Origin of the sequence: Clostridium yunnanense, assembly GCF_016595795.1 — a bacterium.
GTDB classification, from domain to species: domain Bacteria; phylum Bacillota; class Clostridia; order Clostridiales; family Clostridiaceae; genus Clostridium_AR; species Clostridium_AR yunnanense.
In genome coordinates, this window is record NZ_JAENHN010000053.1 from 55,015 (window position 1) to 70,037 (window position 15,023).

The 15,023-nt window shown below is 32.4% G+C and carries 16 protein-coding genes; 1 reads left to right on the forward strand and 15 read right to left on the reverse strand.

What is annotated here, in order from left to right:
• The 13 genes from era to prmA all read right to left on the reverse strand — a co-directional run bounded on the left by era (window position 1) and on the right by prmA (window position 10,950).
• Window positions 1–891 (reverse strand): GTPase Era, encoded by an 891-nt coding sequence (gene era, locus JHL18_RS19825; RefSeq protein ID WP_200272462.1) that lies wholly within the window; start codon window positions 889–891, stop codon window positions 1–3.
• A 12-nt stretch (window positions 892–903) separates the two neighbouring features.
• Complete coding sequence (locus JHL18_RS19830; protein WP_200272464.1) at window positions 904–1,299, reverse strand: cytidine deaminase; 396 nt, start codon at window positions 1,297–1,299, stop codon at window positions 904–906.
• Between the two features lie 89 nt (window positions 1,300–1,388).
• A complete protein-coding gene (locus JHL18_RS19835; RefSeq protein ID WP_200272466.1) occupies window positions 1,389–2,087 on the reverse strand; it encodes a diacylglycerol kinase in 699 nt (232 codons plus the stop codon).
• An 11-nt stretch (window positions 2,088–2,098) separates the two neighbouring features.
• The gene (ybeY, locus tag JHL18_RS19840) at window positions 2,099–2,605 is read right to left on the reverse strand and encodes an rRNA maturation RNase YbeY (RefSeq protein WP_200272468.1); all 507 of its coding nucleotides are present in this window, start codon (window positions 2,603–2,605) and stop codon (window positions 2,099–2,101) included.
• A 101-nt stretch (window positions 2,606–2,706) separates the two neighbouring features.
• Entirely contained in the window at window positions 2,707–4,761 is a 2,055-nt protein-coding gene (locus tag JHL18_RS19845; RefSeq protein WP_420839235.1) for an HD family phosphohydrolase, read from the reverse strand.
• A gap of 57 nt (window positions 4,762–4,818) precedes the next feature.
• Window positions 4,819–5,949 carry a sporulation protein YqfD gene (gene yqfD, locus JHL18_RS19850; protein ID WP_200272470.1) on the reverse strand — a complete coding sequence of 377 codons (1,131 nt, stop codon included), beginning with the start codon at window positions 5,947–5,949 and terminating at the stop codon, window positions 4,819–4,821.
• A gap of 4 nt (window positions 5,950–5,953) precedes the next feature.
• Window positions 5,954–6,235, reverse strand: coding sequence for a sporulation protein YqfC (yqfC, locus tag JHL18_RS19855; protein ID WP_200272472.1), 282 nt, complete (start codon window positions 6,233–6,235; stop codon window positions 5,954–5,956).
• A gap of 278 nt (window positions 6,236–6,513) precedes the next feature.
• Complete coding sequence (locus JHL18_RS19860; protein WP_183278433.1) at window positions 6,514–6,963, reverse strand: GatB/YqeY domain-containing protein; 450 nt, start codon at window positions 6,961–6,963, stop codon at window positions 6,514–6,516.
• 26 nt (window positions 6,964–6,989) lie between these two features.
• On the reverse strand, window positions 6,990–7,166 hold the full coding sequence (gene rpsU / locus JHL18_RS19865) for a 30S ribosomal protein S21 (protein ID WP_072897356.1): 177 nt from the start codon (window positions 7,164–7,166) through the stop codon (window positions 6,990–6,992).
• Window positions 7,167–7,298: 132 nt separating this feature from the next.
• Window positions 7,299–7,643 carry a histidine triad nucleotide-binding protein gene (locus tag JHL18_RS19870; RefSeq protein WP_200272474.1) on the reverse strand — a complete coding sequence of 115 codons (345 nt, stop codon included), beginning with the start codon at window positions 7,641–7,643 and terminating at the stop codon, window positions 7,299–7,301.
• A 291-nt stretch (window positions 7,644–7,934) separates the two neighbouring features.
• Window positions 7,935–9,239, reverse strand: coding sequence for a tRNA (N(6)-L-threonylcarbamoyladenosine(37)-C(2))-methylthiotransferase MtaB (gene mtaB / locus JHL18_RS19875; protein WP_200272476.1), 1,305 nt, complete (start codon window positions 9,237–9,239; stop codon window positions 7,935–7,937).
• Window positions 9,236–9,988 (reverse strand): RsmE family RNA methyltransferase, encoded by a 753-nt coding sequence (locus JHL18_RS19880; RefSeq protein WP_200272478.1) that lies wholly within the window; start codon window positions 9,986–9,988, stop codon window positions 9,236–9,238. The genes mtaB and JHL18_RS19880 overlap by 4 nt, the downstream gene beginning before the upstream one ends.
• A gap of 20 nt (window positions 9,989–10,008) precedes the next feature.
• On the reverse strand, window positions 10,009–10,950 hold the full coding sequence (gene prmA / locus JHL18_RS19885; RefSeq protein WP_200272480.1) for a 50S ribosomal protein L11 methyltransferase: 942 nt from the start codon (window positions 10,948–10,950) through the stop codon (window positions 10,009–10,011).
• A 523-nt stretch (window positions 10,951–11,473) separates the two neighbouring features.
• Between prmA and JHL18_RS19890 the strand changes: the two genes are divergently transcribed.
• Window positions 11,474–11,671, forward strand: a complete 198-nt coding sequence (locus JHL18_RS19890) for a hypothetical protein (RefSeq protein WP_200272482.1) — start codon at window positions 11,474–11,476, stop codon at window positions 11,669–11,671.
• Window positions 11,672–11,912: 241 nt separating this feature from the next.
• Here JHL18_RS19890 and dnaJ read toward each other — a convergent pair whose 3' ends face one another.
• Both dnaJ and dnaK read right to left on the reverse strand, forming a co-directional pair.
• Complete coding sequence (gene dnaJ / locus JHL18_RS19895; protein WP_200272484.1) at window positions 11,913–13,076, reverse strand: molecular chaperone DnaJ; 1,164 nt, start codon at window positions 13,074–13,076, stop codon at window positions 11,913–11,915.
• 89 nt (window positions 13,077–13,165) lie between these two features.
• The gene (gene dnaK / locus JHL18_RS19900; RefSeq protein ID WP_200272486.1) at window positions 13,166–15,019 is read right to left on the reverse strand and encodes a molecular chaperone DnaK; all 1,854 of its coding nucleotides are present in this window, start codon (window positions 15,017–15,019) and stop codon (window positions 13,166–13,168) included.
• Window positions 15,020–15,023: the final 4 nt, after the last annotated feature.

Below are 15,023 nucleotides of genomic sequence, written 5' to 3' on the forward strand. Positions count from 1 at the left end.
CTACTTATTTTTCTTATATCCAAGTTCTCTTAAGAATAACGGATTATCTCTCCATTCTTTTCTTACCTTAACCCAAATTTTTATATTTACTCTTTCTCTTAAAAATTTCTCAATTTCGTATCTAGCACTTTCACCTATTCTTTTTAGTGTTTGACCATTCTTACCTATGATTATTCCCTTATGTGAATCTTTTTCACATATTAGGTCTACCTCTATATTATACAAACCTCTTTCATTTTGCTTCATTTGTATTATATCAACAGCTATACCATGTGGAACTTCTTCATTTAAAGTTCTAAGCGCCTTTTCTCTAACTATCTCAGATATTACGAATCTTTCCTGAACATCAGTAATCATATCTTCTGGATAGAACTTTGGTCCTTCTGGCAAGTATTTTACAATTAAATCCAAAAGAGTACTTGTATTTTTTCCTTTCAGAGCTGATATTGGTATTATTTCCGCGAAACTCATTGTTTCTGAATAATTCTTTAAAGTCTCAGCAACTCTCTCCTTAGTGTTTTCATCCACCTTATTTACCACTAGAATAACTGGTGCTTTTATATCCTTCAAGCCTTCAATAATATATGAATCTCCTCTGCCAATTTCTACATCTGGAGTAATTAAAAATAAAACTAAGTCAACTTCATTTAAAGATTCTTTAGCTGAAGTCATCATGTATTCACCTAATTTATGCTTAGGTTTATGCATTCCAGGAGTATCAACGAATATCATTTGATAATCCTCTGCTGTTAATATAGTCTTAATATTGTTTCTAGTTGTTTGTGGTTTATTTGAGACAATTGATAGTTTTTCTCCCATTAGGTGATTTAAAAGCGTAGATTTCCCCACATTTGGTCTACCTACAATAGTTATATATCCTGATTTAAACATTTGTCCTCCTAGTTATTTATTTAAGTCTTCTTTTGAAAATATACCTGGTAGTATGTCCTCTAAAGTCTTCACTATATATTCTTTCTCATTTTTGATTATTATAATAGGGATTTCTTTATTTTTTGCAAATTCAGCAATAACCTGTCTGCATATTCCACAAGGATATGTAAAAGCATTTACATCTCCAATAACTGCCACAGCCTCTATCGTCTTATGTCCTTCAGAAACAGCCTTAAATATAGCAGTTCTTTCAGCACAGTTGGTAGCTCCAAAAGAAGCGTTCTCAATATTGCATCCTTCAAAGATTTTTCCATCACTCATTATAGCGGCTCCCACAGGGAAGTTTGAATAAGGCGCATAAGCCTTACTTCTCGCATTTATAGCTGCTTTTATAAGTTCTTCATACATTTTTTATTACCCCCAATTGTTTTTTGGTGCAAAATAAATTATAGCACTATTAATATTATTTACAAGCTAGAGGATTTCCTTACAAGAATTTAATTAAATAGTTTAAATACAATTAAAGTTAAAAAAGCACCAAACATCGCTCCTACAATAACTTCCCATATACTATGAACTTCTGAATCCACTCTGCTTTGAGCAGTTATAAAAGCCATTAGGTAGCTTAGCATAATGCATAAAGGTTCTTCAGTTATTAGTGCTATAGCAGTGGCTAAAGAAAATGCTAGTGCACTATGCCCACTAGGCATTCCACCCTTTAGAGGAGTTCCTTCTCCAAAAAAAGCCTTAGCAGCTATTGTCATTAGGCATACAATTACTAAGACAATAAATATAGTATATGGTTCTGACTGCCTTATCATTCCGATTGTGTGATAGGTAACATTGGTAAGTTTATCCCAAAATATCACATACCCAACCAAAATGGCATTTATTGCTGTTACTAACACTCCACCTGCCGCAGCATTTTTCGCCAATTTTGCTAATGGATGATAGTAGTTTGTCGTCATATCAACAACATGTTCTATAGCTGTATTCATAAGTTCTGCCGCAATAACCATAGTTATAGTTATTGCTAAAACAAGGAACTCAAATTTCTTAATATCATATATAAAACAAGCAGTAAGAACCACAAGGGCTACTGCTATATGAATCCTCATATTCCTTTGGGTTCTTACTGAATGTATAATACCGTTAATTGCATAATTAAAGCTATCAACCAATTTTCTTACTTTCATATTTCACCCTACTAAACCTCTCTAGTAATATTTAATTTTCCAAGTATACTTTCTTCTCTTTCTCTCATAACCTTTTTTTCATCATCTTCCATATGATCATATCCCAAAAGGTGCAAAATAGAATGGACTACTAAATAGCAGCATTCTCTTGTAAATGAATGATTAAAATCTTCACTTTGTTCCTTTGCCTTCTCCAAAGACAGTACCACATCGCCTAAAACCAGGTCTCCTTCATTAAAGAAAGATGCATCGAAGTTATAATTTGTGTAAACATCCTTATATACTTTTCCCTTAGGATAATCTAACATTGGAAAAGAAAGCACATCTGTTTCTCTATCTATATTTCTAGTTTCTTTATTTATTTCTTTAATAGAATCGTTATCTACAAAAATCACGCTTATCTCGCAAGCTTTATCTACAGATTCTTCTTTAAGTGCTGTTTGTATTACTTCTTCGATTATTTTTCCAAAACTACTGTCTACTACCTGCTTATCTTGTCTATTGTCTATAAAAATCATATTATCACTCCGTAAATCACTTTATATTAATTCTTTGCGTAAGCTCATTAAAACATCGGATGCGTGACCACTTAATTTCAACACATCGTGTTAAGAACAGCTTAAATCTTATCTTTCTCTGTTGGATACTCTATTCTCTGATGATATATTCCATTTAGTACTTTTAAAAAGCACTTAGAAATTTTGTTAATATCTTTAAGGGTAAGATCACAATTATCTAGTTCCCCAGAGTATAATTTATCTTTTACTATCTTATTCACCATTTCTTCTATCTTGCCCTTTGTAGGATCACTTATTGATCTAACTGAAGCTTCAACGCTATCTGCAAGCATTATTATTCCTGCTTCCTTGCTCTCCGGCTTTGGTCCCGGATACCTAAAGTCTTCTTCTTTTACCTCATCAGGATTTTCAGCATTATTTTTCATAGTCACATAAAAATATTTTACTAAAGTCGTTCCATGGTGTTGTTCAATTATATCCCTTATGACCTGAGGAAGATTATATTCACGTGCAAGCTCTAACCCGTCTTTTACATGCGAAATTATTATAAGTGTACTCAAGTTTGGAGTTATTTTATCATGAGGATTTTCCTTACCAATCTGATTTTCCTTAAAGAAGTATGGTCTTCTTGTTTTTCCTACATCATGATAGTAAGACCCAATCCTAGCTAACACAGGATTCCCACCAACTTCTTCTGCTGCCACCTCTGATAGATTAGCAACCATCATACTATGATGATAAGTTCCAGGAGCCTCCATAAGCAATTTCTTTAAGAGAGGGTTGTTAGGGTTCGAAAGTTCTAAAAGCTTAACGGTAGTAACTACATCAAAAGTACTTTCAAAGAAAGGCAACAGTCCCACAGCCATAACTCCTGAAAACAAACAACCTATTATAACAAAACCTGATTTTAATAACACATCTAAGATATTATTTGAAAGTATCATTCCTTGAGTAAAGCATACAATAGCAACAATAATTGACAAGAATAGTGTTGAATATAATATATCATTTCTTTGCTCTATCTTTCTTAATGATGTAGCTCCAATAATTGAATTTAAGGCTGCTAACACTATAACTTCTGGATTAAAATTCACAGCTCCAGCTATAAGTATACAATTGAACAAACTTAAAACTAAGGACACCTTATAGTTTATAAGTAAAGTTAGAAGTATTGGAGCACAAGCTAAAGGTATCAAAAACGGTGATATTATAGCTAAAGTCCTAGCTAAAATTAACGAGGTTATATTAACTATATTAATAAGCAGTAGTTTACTATTATCCTCATATATATTTCTGTAGTATTTATTTAAATATCTATATTGTAGAGACAGTATAGCTGCAACAAATACCGCTGTAGAAAGATATATGATTATATTTATACCTGAGTTGTTAAGTAGACCAAGAGAACCTAAAATCTTTATCTGATCTTCCGTTGCTGGCTCTCCTTCTTTTATGATAGTCTGATTCTTTTTTATAACAATAGGAGCAACTTCTTTAATTGCTTCCTTCTTCTTTTCTTCAGTCTTATCCTTATCAAAGAACAGGTTTGCTTTAATTTGATAATAACCTATATTCTTTAATATATCTTTTATATTTCTATTATAATTAGAATTTGATATTTCATTGTCAAATATACTCCTTGCATTCTGCAAGTCTGAAGGTTGATCCTCCTGTATATTCTTCACATATGCCTTATCCAACCCTGATATCACTAAATCTGATATTGACTTTATGTTTTCTTTAGGTAAAGCTAGCAAGTTGCCTATTTCATCATTATCAAGCTTAATAGCAGTTAACTTACTGATTTGATTTATTTTCTCCGCATCAGGTATATTAGAATCCTTTAATGTACTTATTTTATTAAAAAAAGTTCTTACATTATCCTCAGCATCCTTCTGAATATCAGTCTTTAAGGTGTACTGTTGTCCATACTTATCAGCCTCTGCTTGTTGTCTCTTTGCTGTTGCATCTTGATCAACTATCTCCCTTGGGGCTTTTATATCTACTTTTGAAATATCGCCCTCTCTTAAATCATATTTCTTTGTTACAAGAGAAGATATAGTGCATAGATATACTATTATAAAGGTTAATGTAAACATAATTAATCTTTTAGGGTTTTTTATAAATTTAATAATAAATTTTCTTTCTCTGCTCAAAATCACACCTTCTTATTAGGCTTATTTTCAGTTAACCACTTTACATCCTATTTTAATTTATGGTTTCATAGCTATATTCTGTTCAATGACTACAGCAACTTTAAGTCTAATCTTTCCCTCCCCGATATCCTCTGTGTTTACTAGTTTTTTTACAAACTTACTTTGCTTATCAATATCCTTCATTATAGCATCATATAATGTATTTGACGCTTTTTCTATTAAACTATCCTTGTCTTCACCTATTGGTTTAGAACTTTTTTCATAATATACTACTTTATTTAATATTTTACCCTTATTTTCTATTTTATCATAGTCATTAAATTCTTTTGTAGGTTTTTTTAGATAAATTTTCTTTCCGAACAATTCTATATATAAAGCTTCTTGTTTGTTTCCAGTTCTTTCTTCTACATTTCCGCTTACCTGCAATTCAATTATTTTCTCATAGAAAGTGTTTGCAAGTACTTTTCCCTCAGCATTTACCTTATATTCTGCTCCCTCTTTTCCTTGTATTCCCTTAATAAGAACTTGTCCCTTTTTAACCAACTCTCCTTGATTAACCGCTGCAGTACCAGAGGTCGTATAAACCCTAACCACTTCTCCATCCATTTTTGCTATCACATCATTTTCATTGACATTTTTCACAATCTCAGGAGGATTTATTTTTTCTTCAACTTTAATCTTCAAAGTTGATCCTTCTATTCTTGCCCTCACCCACATTATCTCCCCATTTCCATCTTCCAGTTTCTTTTCTAAATCTCTAAAATCTACTAAAGACTTCCTTACCCCTGGCTTAATACCGAGCTTTGCCAACTGTTGTCTCACTTCATAAGGCGATAAATACTTACCAGTATCGACTTGAATACTCCATATGTATGTTGAAAGATAAAACAATATTGCCAAAAACAGAACCGCTCCCGCCATCAATGTACTTCTTTTTTTCATCCTTAAAAGTAAAAATGCAATTCCTTTTCTACCGATTATTTTAACTCGTGCTTTTACTTTCTTTGCACATTCAATTACTGCATTATAATCATTTAGTTCTACCTCGATAGTTATAGTTGAAATATCTATCTTTTGAATATTTTTAGCAAGTATACCATTTTTCCATAACAGATTTATAAATTTTTCAGGATATAAAACCTTAACCTCAAGCTTCACTATACCTTTATTGTACTTTTTAAAATCCATATCATCATAACCCCTCATATATTAAAGATTTAAATTTACCACTTATAGTTATTGTATTACCTCCTATAAATAAAATTTCTAGATTCACTCCATCTAATGTTATTGTTCCTACTTTAGAATTTATTTTTATCTCACTACTGTCAAAGGATATTATCCCTTTGTGATTTTCAATAACAATCTCATTATCGCCAGTTATAACTATCTTAGGAATATTAAGCACGATATCACGCGGCAAATCTAGTTTTTCTGCCAATCCCTCTTTAACTTTATCTATTTTACTCTCCATTTATAAAACTCCCGATAAGTACTTTCATATTAGTTTATGACCTTAAAGCTTCATAAATGCTAATTTTATATTTTGCATTTTCAAAATGTATGTTAAGTATAAAAAACTCTATACTTTTTGATTATTCTAATATAATCAAAAAGTATAGAGTTTTTTTAATGTTAATTCCTATTTAATATTGTTATCAACTTTAGTTTATTACTATAGATTTCGGCTCTAACTGTTATATATTTAAAACTGAAATAAAAAACAAAAAAGAACTCAAATTGAGTTCTTCTTTATTTATTTAAATAATCTTTTACCATTTGACTAACAAGTTTACCATCAGCTCTACCTACTACTTTAGGTCTTACCGCTGACATAACCTTACCCATGTCTTTCATGTTATTCGCGCCCACTTCGATAGCTGCTTCTCTGATGATTTCTAAAATTTCGTCTTCACTTAACTGCTGAGGAAGGTAATTTAACAAAATCTGGATTTCAGCATTTACTTTGTCTACAAGATCTTGTCTATTTCCCTTTTCGAATTCAAGCATAGACTCTCTTCTTTGCTTGACTTCTCTAGATAGAATCTCTATAACTCGTTCGTCCTCAAGCTGTACTACTTCAGTTTTTTCAACTAAAAGTACTGCAGACCTAGCAGTGCTTAATGTTTCAGCTTTAAATTTATCTCTCGCCTTTAAGGCTTGCTTCCAGTCTTCTTGAAGTCTTTCTTTTATTGTTGGCATCATTCTACCTTCTTCCAAAGAAATTCTTACTTAAACTTTCTTTTTCTAGCAGCTTCTGACTTCTTCTTTCTCTTTACACTTGGCTTTTCATAGTGTTCTCTTTTTCTTACTTCAGAAAGAACACCCGCTCTAGCACATTGTCTTTTAAATCTTCTAAGTGCTTGATCTAATGATTCATTTTCTCTAACTCTAATTTCTGACATTCCTTTTTCCCTCCCTCCGCTAGCTATATACTGTTTTAATATATCACAGCTGTGGGCTTAACAACACACGCTATATTATACAATAGAGTTTTCAATACTGTCAAGAATTTCATCGCTAAATTTACCTGATTTTTAACCTGGAGGCCATTTTAATTCTCTTCCACCTAACACATGAAAATGCATGTGATTAACTGTTTGTCCTCCATCCTTACCGCAGTTATTAACAATTCTATATCCAGAATCTGCTATGTTAAGCTCTCTTACTAGTTTATTAATAACACTGAATATATGTGCAATCACTTTAGTACTTTCATCATCAATATGATTAACACTTTCTATATGTTTCTTTGGAATCACTAGAAAGTGAATTGGAGCCTCAGGACTAATATCATTGAAAGCTATCACATCTTCGTCTTCATATATTTTTTTTGAAGGTATCTCACCTTTTGCTATTTTACAAAAGATACAATTTTCCATAATATTTCACCTCCTTTTAAAAAAGTCGCTGAAGCGAGCTTCTTAAGTGAGTTTTTTTGCGCATATGCATTTCCGAATGCATATGAGGAAAATCTGGCAGGCGACATATTCTTCTTTTTTATTCTTTGAATTATATGATATTTTAAGTCGTCACTCATATCTATCCACAGATATATCTGAGTTATAAATTCCTAAAGAATAAAAAACTACAAATACAATTACCATTTGCAATTCCATATATATATCTTACCACTAAAAACAGTAATTTAACCATAATATTCTAAACAAAAACTATATTATTTCTCCGATAGCATAATCATTTTTACTTTCTAAAAGCTTTGTTGGCATTATCTTACCTATCACAGAATCACAATCAAACTTCGCAACTACTTTTACATAATTTTCAGTATAACCTTCATAATAGCCTTCCATCGATTGAACAGCCTGTTCAAACAATACCTTTTGCTCAGTTCCTATCAATCCTTCAGTGAACTGGCCTTCATTGTATTCATTTAAATTGATTAAAAGTTTACTTCTTTCTTCTTTGATATTTCCATCAACTTGTTTCTCCATTGTTGCAGCTCTTGTACCTTTTCTTGGGCTATATTTAAATACATGAGTCTTTGTTAGTTTTACATCTTTCAAGAATTCATAAGTTTCATTAAACTCTTCCTCAGACTCACCTGGGAAGCCAACAATTACATCAGTAGTTATAGATACATCAGCAAAAGAATTTCTTAATATATTAACTATATCTTTATAATCTTTAGCTGTGTACTTTCTGTTCATTCTTCTTAAAGTTTCATCTGAACCGCTTTGCAATGAAAGATGAAAATGATGGCATAGTTTTTTTAGTTTTGATATACGAGCTACTACTTCTTCAGTAAAGAATGTAGGATCTATTGATCCTATTCTTACTCTTTCAATACCGTCTATAGCTTCTATAGCCTCTAATATATCCACTAAATTAACCTTTTCTTCTAGGTCAACACCGTATGAAGCAGTATGAATACCTGATAGTATTATTTCCTTAAAACCATGCTCTGAAAGCTTCTGTACTTCTTCTCTTATTTTTTCCGGATCCTTAGAACAAACAGCCCCTCTTGCATATGGAATTAAGCAGTAAGAACAAAATCTATTACAGCCATCTTGTATTTTTAAAAAGGCTCTAGTTTTATCTTGATATTCTTCTATATTTAAATCTTCAAATACATCATTCTTTAGTACAGGTGTAACTTGAACCTGTTGTTTACCTTCATCAATAGCTTTATTGACCCAATAAACTATCTCTCCTTTGTTTCTTGTACCAAGTACAACATCTACCCCTTCTATATTTCCAACCTCGTTAGGCGCGATTTGAGAATAACAGCCAACAACTGCAATTGTAGCTGCTTTATTTTCACGTCTAGCTCTACCAATTATCTGCCTTGACTTTTTATCCCCCATATTAGTAACAGTACATGTATTTATTACATATACATCAGCAAAGGTATCAAAATCAACAACTTCATATCCTTCTCTTATAAACTTTTCTGCCATAGCTTCTGATTCATATTGATTTACTCTACAACCTAATGTAGAAAAAGCTACTTTCATTGATTATTTCCTCCTATATCTCCAAGTTCATATTGCAACAGAGATACCGCTGTAAACCCAGCAGTCTCTGTCCTTAAGATTCTTGGTCCTAAAGTTACAATATGAGCTCCACTTTTCTTAAGATTATCTATTTCATATTCTTCAAATCCACCTTCAGGCCCTATAACAATAGCTATGTTCTTAATAGTCTTATCACCTATTTCTCTTATAGCATTTCTTATCCCATAGCCTGTAGCATTCTCATAAGGTACTACTATCATATCCATACCACTTAACAAATCAATCATGCGACCAAATTCAACAGGTTCATCTATATCAGGTATAAATGTTCTCTTAGATTGCTTTGACGCCTCTAACGCTATTCTATGCAGTCTATCAAGCTTTTTAAATTCACCCTTCAACTTTACATCAACTCTATTAGTAATCAAAGGAGTAATTTTTCTTATACCTAATTCTGTACACTTTTGTACTATCAAATCCATTTTTGTTGATTTAGGTAAACCTTGAAATAGTGTGATATTTATATTACTTTCATTATTACAACCTAATTCTTCAATGACTTTAACCTTAACGTATTGTTTAGTAATCTCTTCAATTTCTCCAAGGTACTCCTTACCTTCCAAATTGTTTATAGCTATTTTTTCTCCGGATTCTAATCTTAGAACTCTATAAATATGCTTTACGTCATCTCCAGAAATAATAGCATGTGTATCAGTAAAGGTCTCCTTTGGTGTGAAAAATTTATGCATTCCACATTCTCCTTAAAACTCTATTTTACTCTAGCTACAATACAGTTCCATTCTCCATCTTTGTTTACTTCTACAATTTCAAAGCCTGAAGCTTCTAATTTGTCTATAACCATTTGTCTTCTATCATGGATTATTCCTGAAGTTATAAACAAACCACCTTGATTCATTGCTTGCTTAACATCATCAACAAGTATGCATATTATCTCTGCGATTATGTTCGCTACAACTATATCAGCTTTTCCACTTACTACATCTAAAAGATTTCCTTCTAATATCTCAATATTATTTAAATTGTTGAAACCAATATTTTCTTTAGCAGAATCCACCGCTACTGGATCAAGATCCACTCCTACAACATGTTTTGCACCAAGCATAGATGCAACTATCGCAAGTATCCCTGACCCTGTACCTATATCAAAAACCACCGAGTTTTCTTTTACATTTTTTTCAAGTGACTCAACACACATTCTTGTAGTTTCATGTGTTCCTGTACCAAAAGCCATTCCTGGATCTATTTCAACCACAAGGTCATTGCCAGTATTTTCATACTGTTCCCATATAGGTTTTATCACTATTCTATCACCTATTTTAGTTGGTTTATAATATTGTTTCCAGTTATTAGCCCAGTCTTCTTCCTTCATTTCAGTTGCTATAACTTCGCCTTCACCTATATCTATTCCAGACTCTTTAAGTTCTACAAGTTTTTCTTTAATATATGTAAGCACTTCTTCAATATTATCTTCATCAGAGAAGTATCCCTTAACAACTGCAGCTTTACCCTTATGTTCTAATATATTTATATCTGCAAAATCCCAAGTAAGAGGTCCTTGCTCTCTTGTCAATATGTCATTAGGATCCTCAATAGCAACTCCTTTGCAGTCTAATCCATAGAATATACCTGAAACTGGCTCTAAAGCCTCACTTTTGCTTATAACTTTTATTTCTATCCATGTTCCGTTCATATAACTCAATCCTTTCTTGCTTTGGTTATTATATTTTCTACCCTGAAAATACATATAATGTACTTAATATATAATATTCAAGAAATATTACTCAAATAAATACTTATAATATAATCTTGAACATATACCGTCTACTTAAAACATATGTAATATTCTAATACAAAATATTATATTATCACAACTAATATATTTTACACTTTACCATACTTTCTGTAAATATAGATAAACCAGTTCCAAATGAAATATATATTTCATAATCCTACTACATTAATAGTTAATAGAATCATCTATTAGTCTTATTTAGATAGAACTGGATTATCTATTTCGCTGAACTGATAAACTACTTCCTAATTAGAATTTATAATTTTGAAACCAGCTCATTTAGGGCTTTAAAATACATTTAGTTACGAAATAGCAGATATTTAAACCTTTTCGTAACTTACACCTATCAAAAACAAATCACCTTTATCTATTTTTTTGCATATCATAACAAGTAAATATTTCGTAATAGGTGGTAGATAACATGAATTGTTATGAAGCAATGAAAAGAATAATTGAAATTGATTCTAAGATGTCCGATTTAGGAAAATTATTAGCTAGTGCTAAAAATCCTGCTGATAAGGATAGATATGAAAAAAACATCGATGTCTTAGAGATGGAATTCTTAAAACTAAAGCATCAATTAGAAATTACTGAATTGAATACTAACGTTCTTCTATAAATTCGCCAAAATACACAGTACCTCGCTAAAACCAATTATTCAAGCAATCTTTTCTTCAAATACTATATTAAGAATTCAGTTTATGTTTAAAAGCATTGTTAAAATTAAGTAGTCAGGTAGTGGGTGCTCATTAAAGTATCGGATGACTAACCAGTTGGTTTCATCATAACGGTACTTTAACAGATATAAAATCTAAAAGCCAAGAATACTGAGTTGTATTCTTGGCTTTTTAAAAGGCTGTTTATCCGAATATCTTTCCCATAAAACCTTTTTTATCTTTGTCTTTGTGATCTTTATGATCTTTGTTCTCATTAGAATCATTCTGAATCTTTTCTCCAGAAGCTTCTAAAAACATATTTAGAGCTTCTTTTTGTCTATCATTAAGACTCTTAGGAATATCAACAATTACATTAACGTATTGATCTCCTCTTCCTGATGAATTAACTCTAGGAACCCCTTTACCTCTAAGTCTAAACAATGTTCCAGGCTGTGTACCAGCTGGTACTGTGTACTTAACATCGCCATCAACAGTAGGCACTTTTATTTCTGTCCCCATCGTTGCTCTTATCATATCTAAATGATAATCTAAGTAAATATCAAACCCTTGTCTTTTGAACACCTTAGAAGGAGCTACGTTGATTCTTAAATACAAATCTCCTGGAGCACCATTGTTATCACCATGTTCTCCTTGTCCTCTTAATGGCATTACATTACCTGTATCAACACCTGCTGGAACATTAACTTTAATCTTTCTTGTTTTTCTAACTTTGCCTTTTCCTCTACAGTCTGGACATGGATCTTCAATCACATGGCCTTTTCCTCCACACTTGTCACAAGCGGATTGGGAAACAAAGTTACCAAAAGGAGTTTGTCTTTGCGCTCTTATTTGACCAGTACCACCACATTTAGAACATGTCTTTGGAGATGTTCCTGGTTTTGCTCCTGAACCTCTACAAGTTTCACAATTTTCACTTCTAGTTATAGATATCTCTTTTTCCATACCAAAAACAGCTTCTTCAAAAGAAAGATTAAGAGTATATTCTATATCATTACCTCTTTGTGGACCATTTCTTCTGGCTCCACCGCCGCCACCAAAACCTCCACCAAAGATACTTTCAAATATATCACCAAATCCACCACCAAAATCGAATCCATCAAAACCTGATGCACCACCACCAGCATTAAAGTCTGTTGTTCCAAATTGGTCATACTGAGCTTTCTTCTGAGGATCACTTAAAACTTGGTAAGCTTCATTTAATTCTTTAAATTTTTCTTCAGCCTCATGATCACCAGGATTTCTATCCGGGTGATATTTTAGAGCTTGCTTTCTAAATGCTTTTTTTATTTCATCATCACTTGCACCCTTTTCAAGTCCAAGTACACTGTAAAAGTCTTTGCCTGCCAATTCTTTTCCACCACCTAAGTTATAATATTAAAGGGAAGACGAGTTGCCTTCCCTGTCATATTATATATTAAATACTCGCTTTGTTACAACTATTTATCTTCATCAACCTTGAAGTCAGCATCCACTACATTGTCATCATGAGCAGCTCCTGTGTTTGCTCCGCCTGCATTAGCAGCATTTGGATCAAATCCAGCACCACCTTGTGCATTTGCATCACCATATATCTTAGATGAAATAGCATAGAATTCTTGAGTTAAATCTTCTGTAGCTTTCTTTATAGCTTCTATATCTTCTCCATCTTTAACCTTTTTAACATCTTCAAGCTTAGCTTGTATCTTAGCCTTATCTTCAGCAGAAACTTTATCACCTAATTCAGTTAAAGTTTGTTCTGTTTGATATACAACTTGATCTGCATTGTTTTTAACTTCTATTGATTCTTTTCTCTTCTTATCTTCTTCTGCAAATCTTTCAGCTTCCTTAACTGCCTTATCAATTTCATCATCACTTAAGTTAGTTGAAGCTGTTATAGTTATATTAGCTTCTTTTCCAGTTCCTTTATCAACTGCAGATACCTTTACTATACCATTTGCATCTATATCAAAAGTAACTTCTATTTGAGGAACTCCTCTTCTAGCTGGAAGTATTCCTGATAGTGTAAATCTACCAAGAGTCTTGTTGTCAGCTGCCATTTGTCTTTCACCTTGAACAACATGTATTTCAACTGATGTTTGGTTATCTGCTGCAGTTGAGAATACTTGACTCTTTCTTGTAGGTATAGTTGTATTTCTTTCTATTAATGGAGTTGCTACTCCGCCTAGAGTTTCAATACCAAGGCTTAATGGAGTTACATCTAGAAGTAATACGTCCTTAACATCTCCAGTTAATACACCAGCTTGTATAGCAGCACCTACTGCAACACATTCGTCAGGGTTAACTCCCTTTGAAGGTTCTTTTCCTGTAAACTTCTTAACTGCTTCTTGAACTGCTGGTATTCTTGTTGAACCACCAACTAAAACTATCTTATCTATATCATTTAAGCTTAATCCTGAGTCAGCTAATGCTTTTCTCATTGGCTCTATTGTTCTTTCAACTAAGTCACTAGTTATTTCATTGAACTTAGCTCTTGTAAGAGTTAATTCGATATGCTTTGGACCTGTAGCATCAGCTGTTATAAATGGAAGATTTATTATAGTTTGAGTTGAAGATGAAAGCTCTATCTTAGCTTTTTCAGCTGCTTCTTTAAGTCTTTGTAAAGCCATCTTATCATTTCTTAAATCTATTCCATGTTGTGATTTAAAATCAGCTGCTATATAATCTATAATCTTTTGATCAAAGTCATCTCCACCAAGACGAGTATCTCCGTTTGTCGCCTTAACTTCAAACACTCCATCACCAAGCTCAAGTATTGATACGTCGAAAGTACCACCACCTAAGTCATAAACGAATATTTTATGACTATGATCTGTCTTATCAAGACCGTAAGCTAATGATGCTGCTGTTGGTTCGTTTATTATTCTTAAAACTTCAAGACCAGCTATCTTACCTGCATCTTTAGTCGCTTGTCTTTGTGAATCATTGAAATATGCTGGAACTGTTATAACTGCTTGAGTTACAGTTTCTCCTAAGTATGCTTCAGCATCAGCCTTTATCTTTTGAAGAACCATAGCTGATATTTCTTGTGGAGTATAATCCTTACCATCAATTGTAGTCTTATGGTTAGTTCCCATATGTCTCTTTATTGATATTATTGTTTTATCTGGATTTGTAATCGCTTGTCTTTTCGCTACTTGACCAACTAATCTTTCTCCGTTAGCTTGGAAAGATACTACGGATGGAGTTGTTCTTGCACCTTCTGAGTTTGCTATAACTACAGGTTCTCCCCCTTCCATAACAGCTACACATGAATTAGTTGTTCCTAAATCGATACCTATAACCTTTGACATTTGC

Coding starts and splice junctions, on each gene's coding strand:
- prmA (WP_200272480.1), bottom strand. CDS start 10,950: ATGAACGGAACATGGATAGAAATAAAAGTTATAAGCAAAAGTGAGGCT.
- yqfD (WP_200272470.1), bottom strand. CDS start 5,949: ATGGATTTTAAAAAGTACAATAAAGGTATAGTGAAGCTTGAGGTTAAG.
- JHL18_RS19890 (WP_200272482.1), top strand. CDS start 11,474: ATGAATTGTTATGAAGCAATGAAAAGAATAATTGAAATTGATTCTAAG.
- JHL18_RS19870 (WP_200272474.1), bottom strand. CDS start 7,643: ATGGAAAATTGTATCTTTTGTAAAATAGCAAAAGGTGAGATACCTTCA.
- dnaK (WP_200272486.1), bottom strand. CDS start 15,019: ATGTCAAAGGTTATAGGTATCGATTTAGGAACAACTAATTCATGTGTA.
- era (WP_200272462.1), bottom strand. CDS start 891: ATGTTTAAATCAGGATATATAACTATTGTAGGTAGACCAAATGTGGGG.
- rpsU (WP_072897356.1), bottom strand. CDS start 7,166: ATGTCAGAAATTAGAGTTAGAGAAAATGAATCATTAGATCAAGCACTT.
- JHL18_RS19880 (WP_200272478.1), bottom strand. CDS start 9,988: ATGCATAAATTTTTCACACCAAAGGAGACCTTTACTGATACACATGCT.
- mtaB (WP_200272476.1), bottom strand. CDS start 9,239: ATGAAAGTAGCTTTTTCTACATTAGGTTGTAGAGTAAATCAATATGAA.
- JHL18_RS19830 (WP_200272464.1), bottom strand. CDS start 1,299: ATGTATGAAGAACTTATAAAAGCAGCTATAAATGCGAGAAGTAAGGCT.
- JHL18_RS19860 (WP_183278433.1), bottom strand. CDS start 6,963: ATGCCAACAATAAAAGAAAGACTTCAAGAAGACTGGAAGCAAGCCTTA.
- JHL18_RS19835 (WP_200272466.1), bottom strand. CDS start 2,087: ATGAAAGTAAGAAAATTGGTTGATAGCTTTAATTATGCAATTAACGGT.
- yqfC (WP_200272472.1), bottom strand. CDS start 6,235: ATGGAGAGTAAAATAGATAAAGTTAAAGAGGGATTGGCAGAAAAACTA.
- ybeY (WP_200272468.1), bottom strand. CDS start 2,605: ATGATTTTTATAGACAATAGACAAGATAAGCAGGTAGTAGACAGTAGT.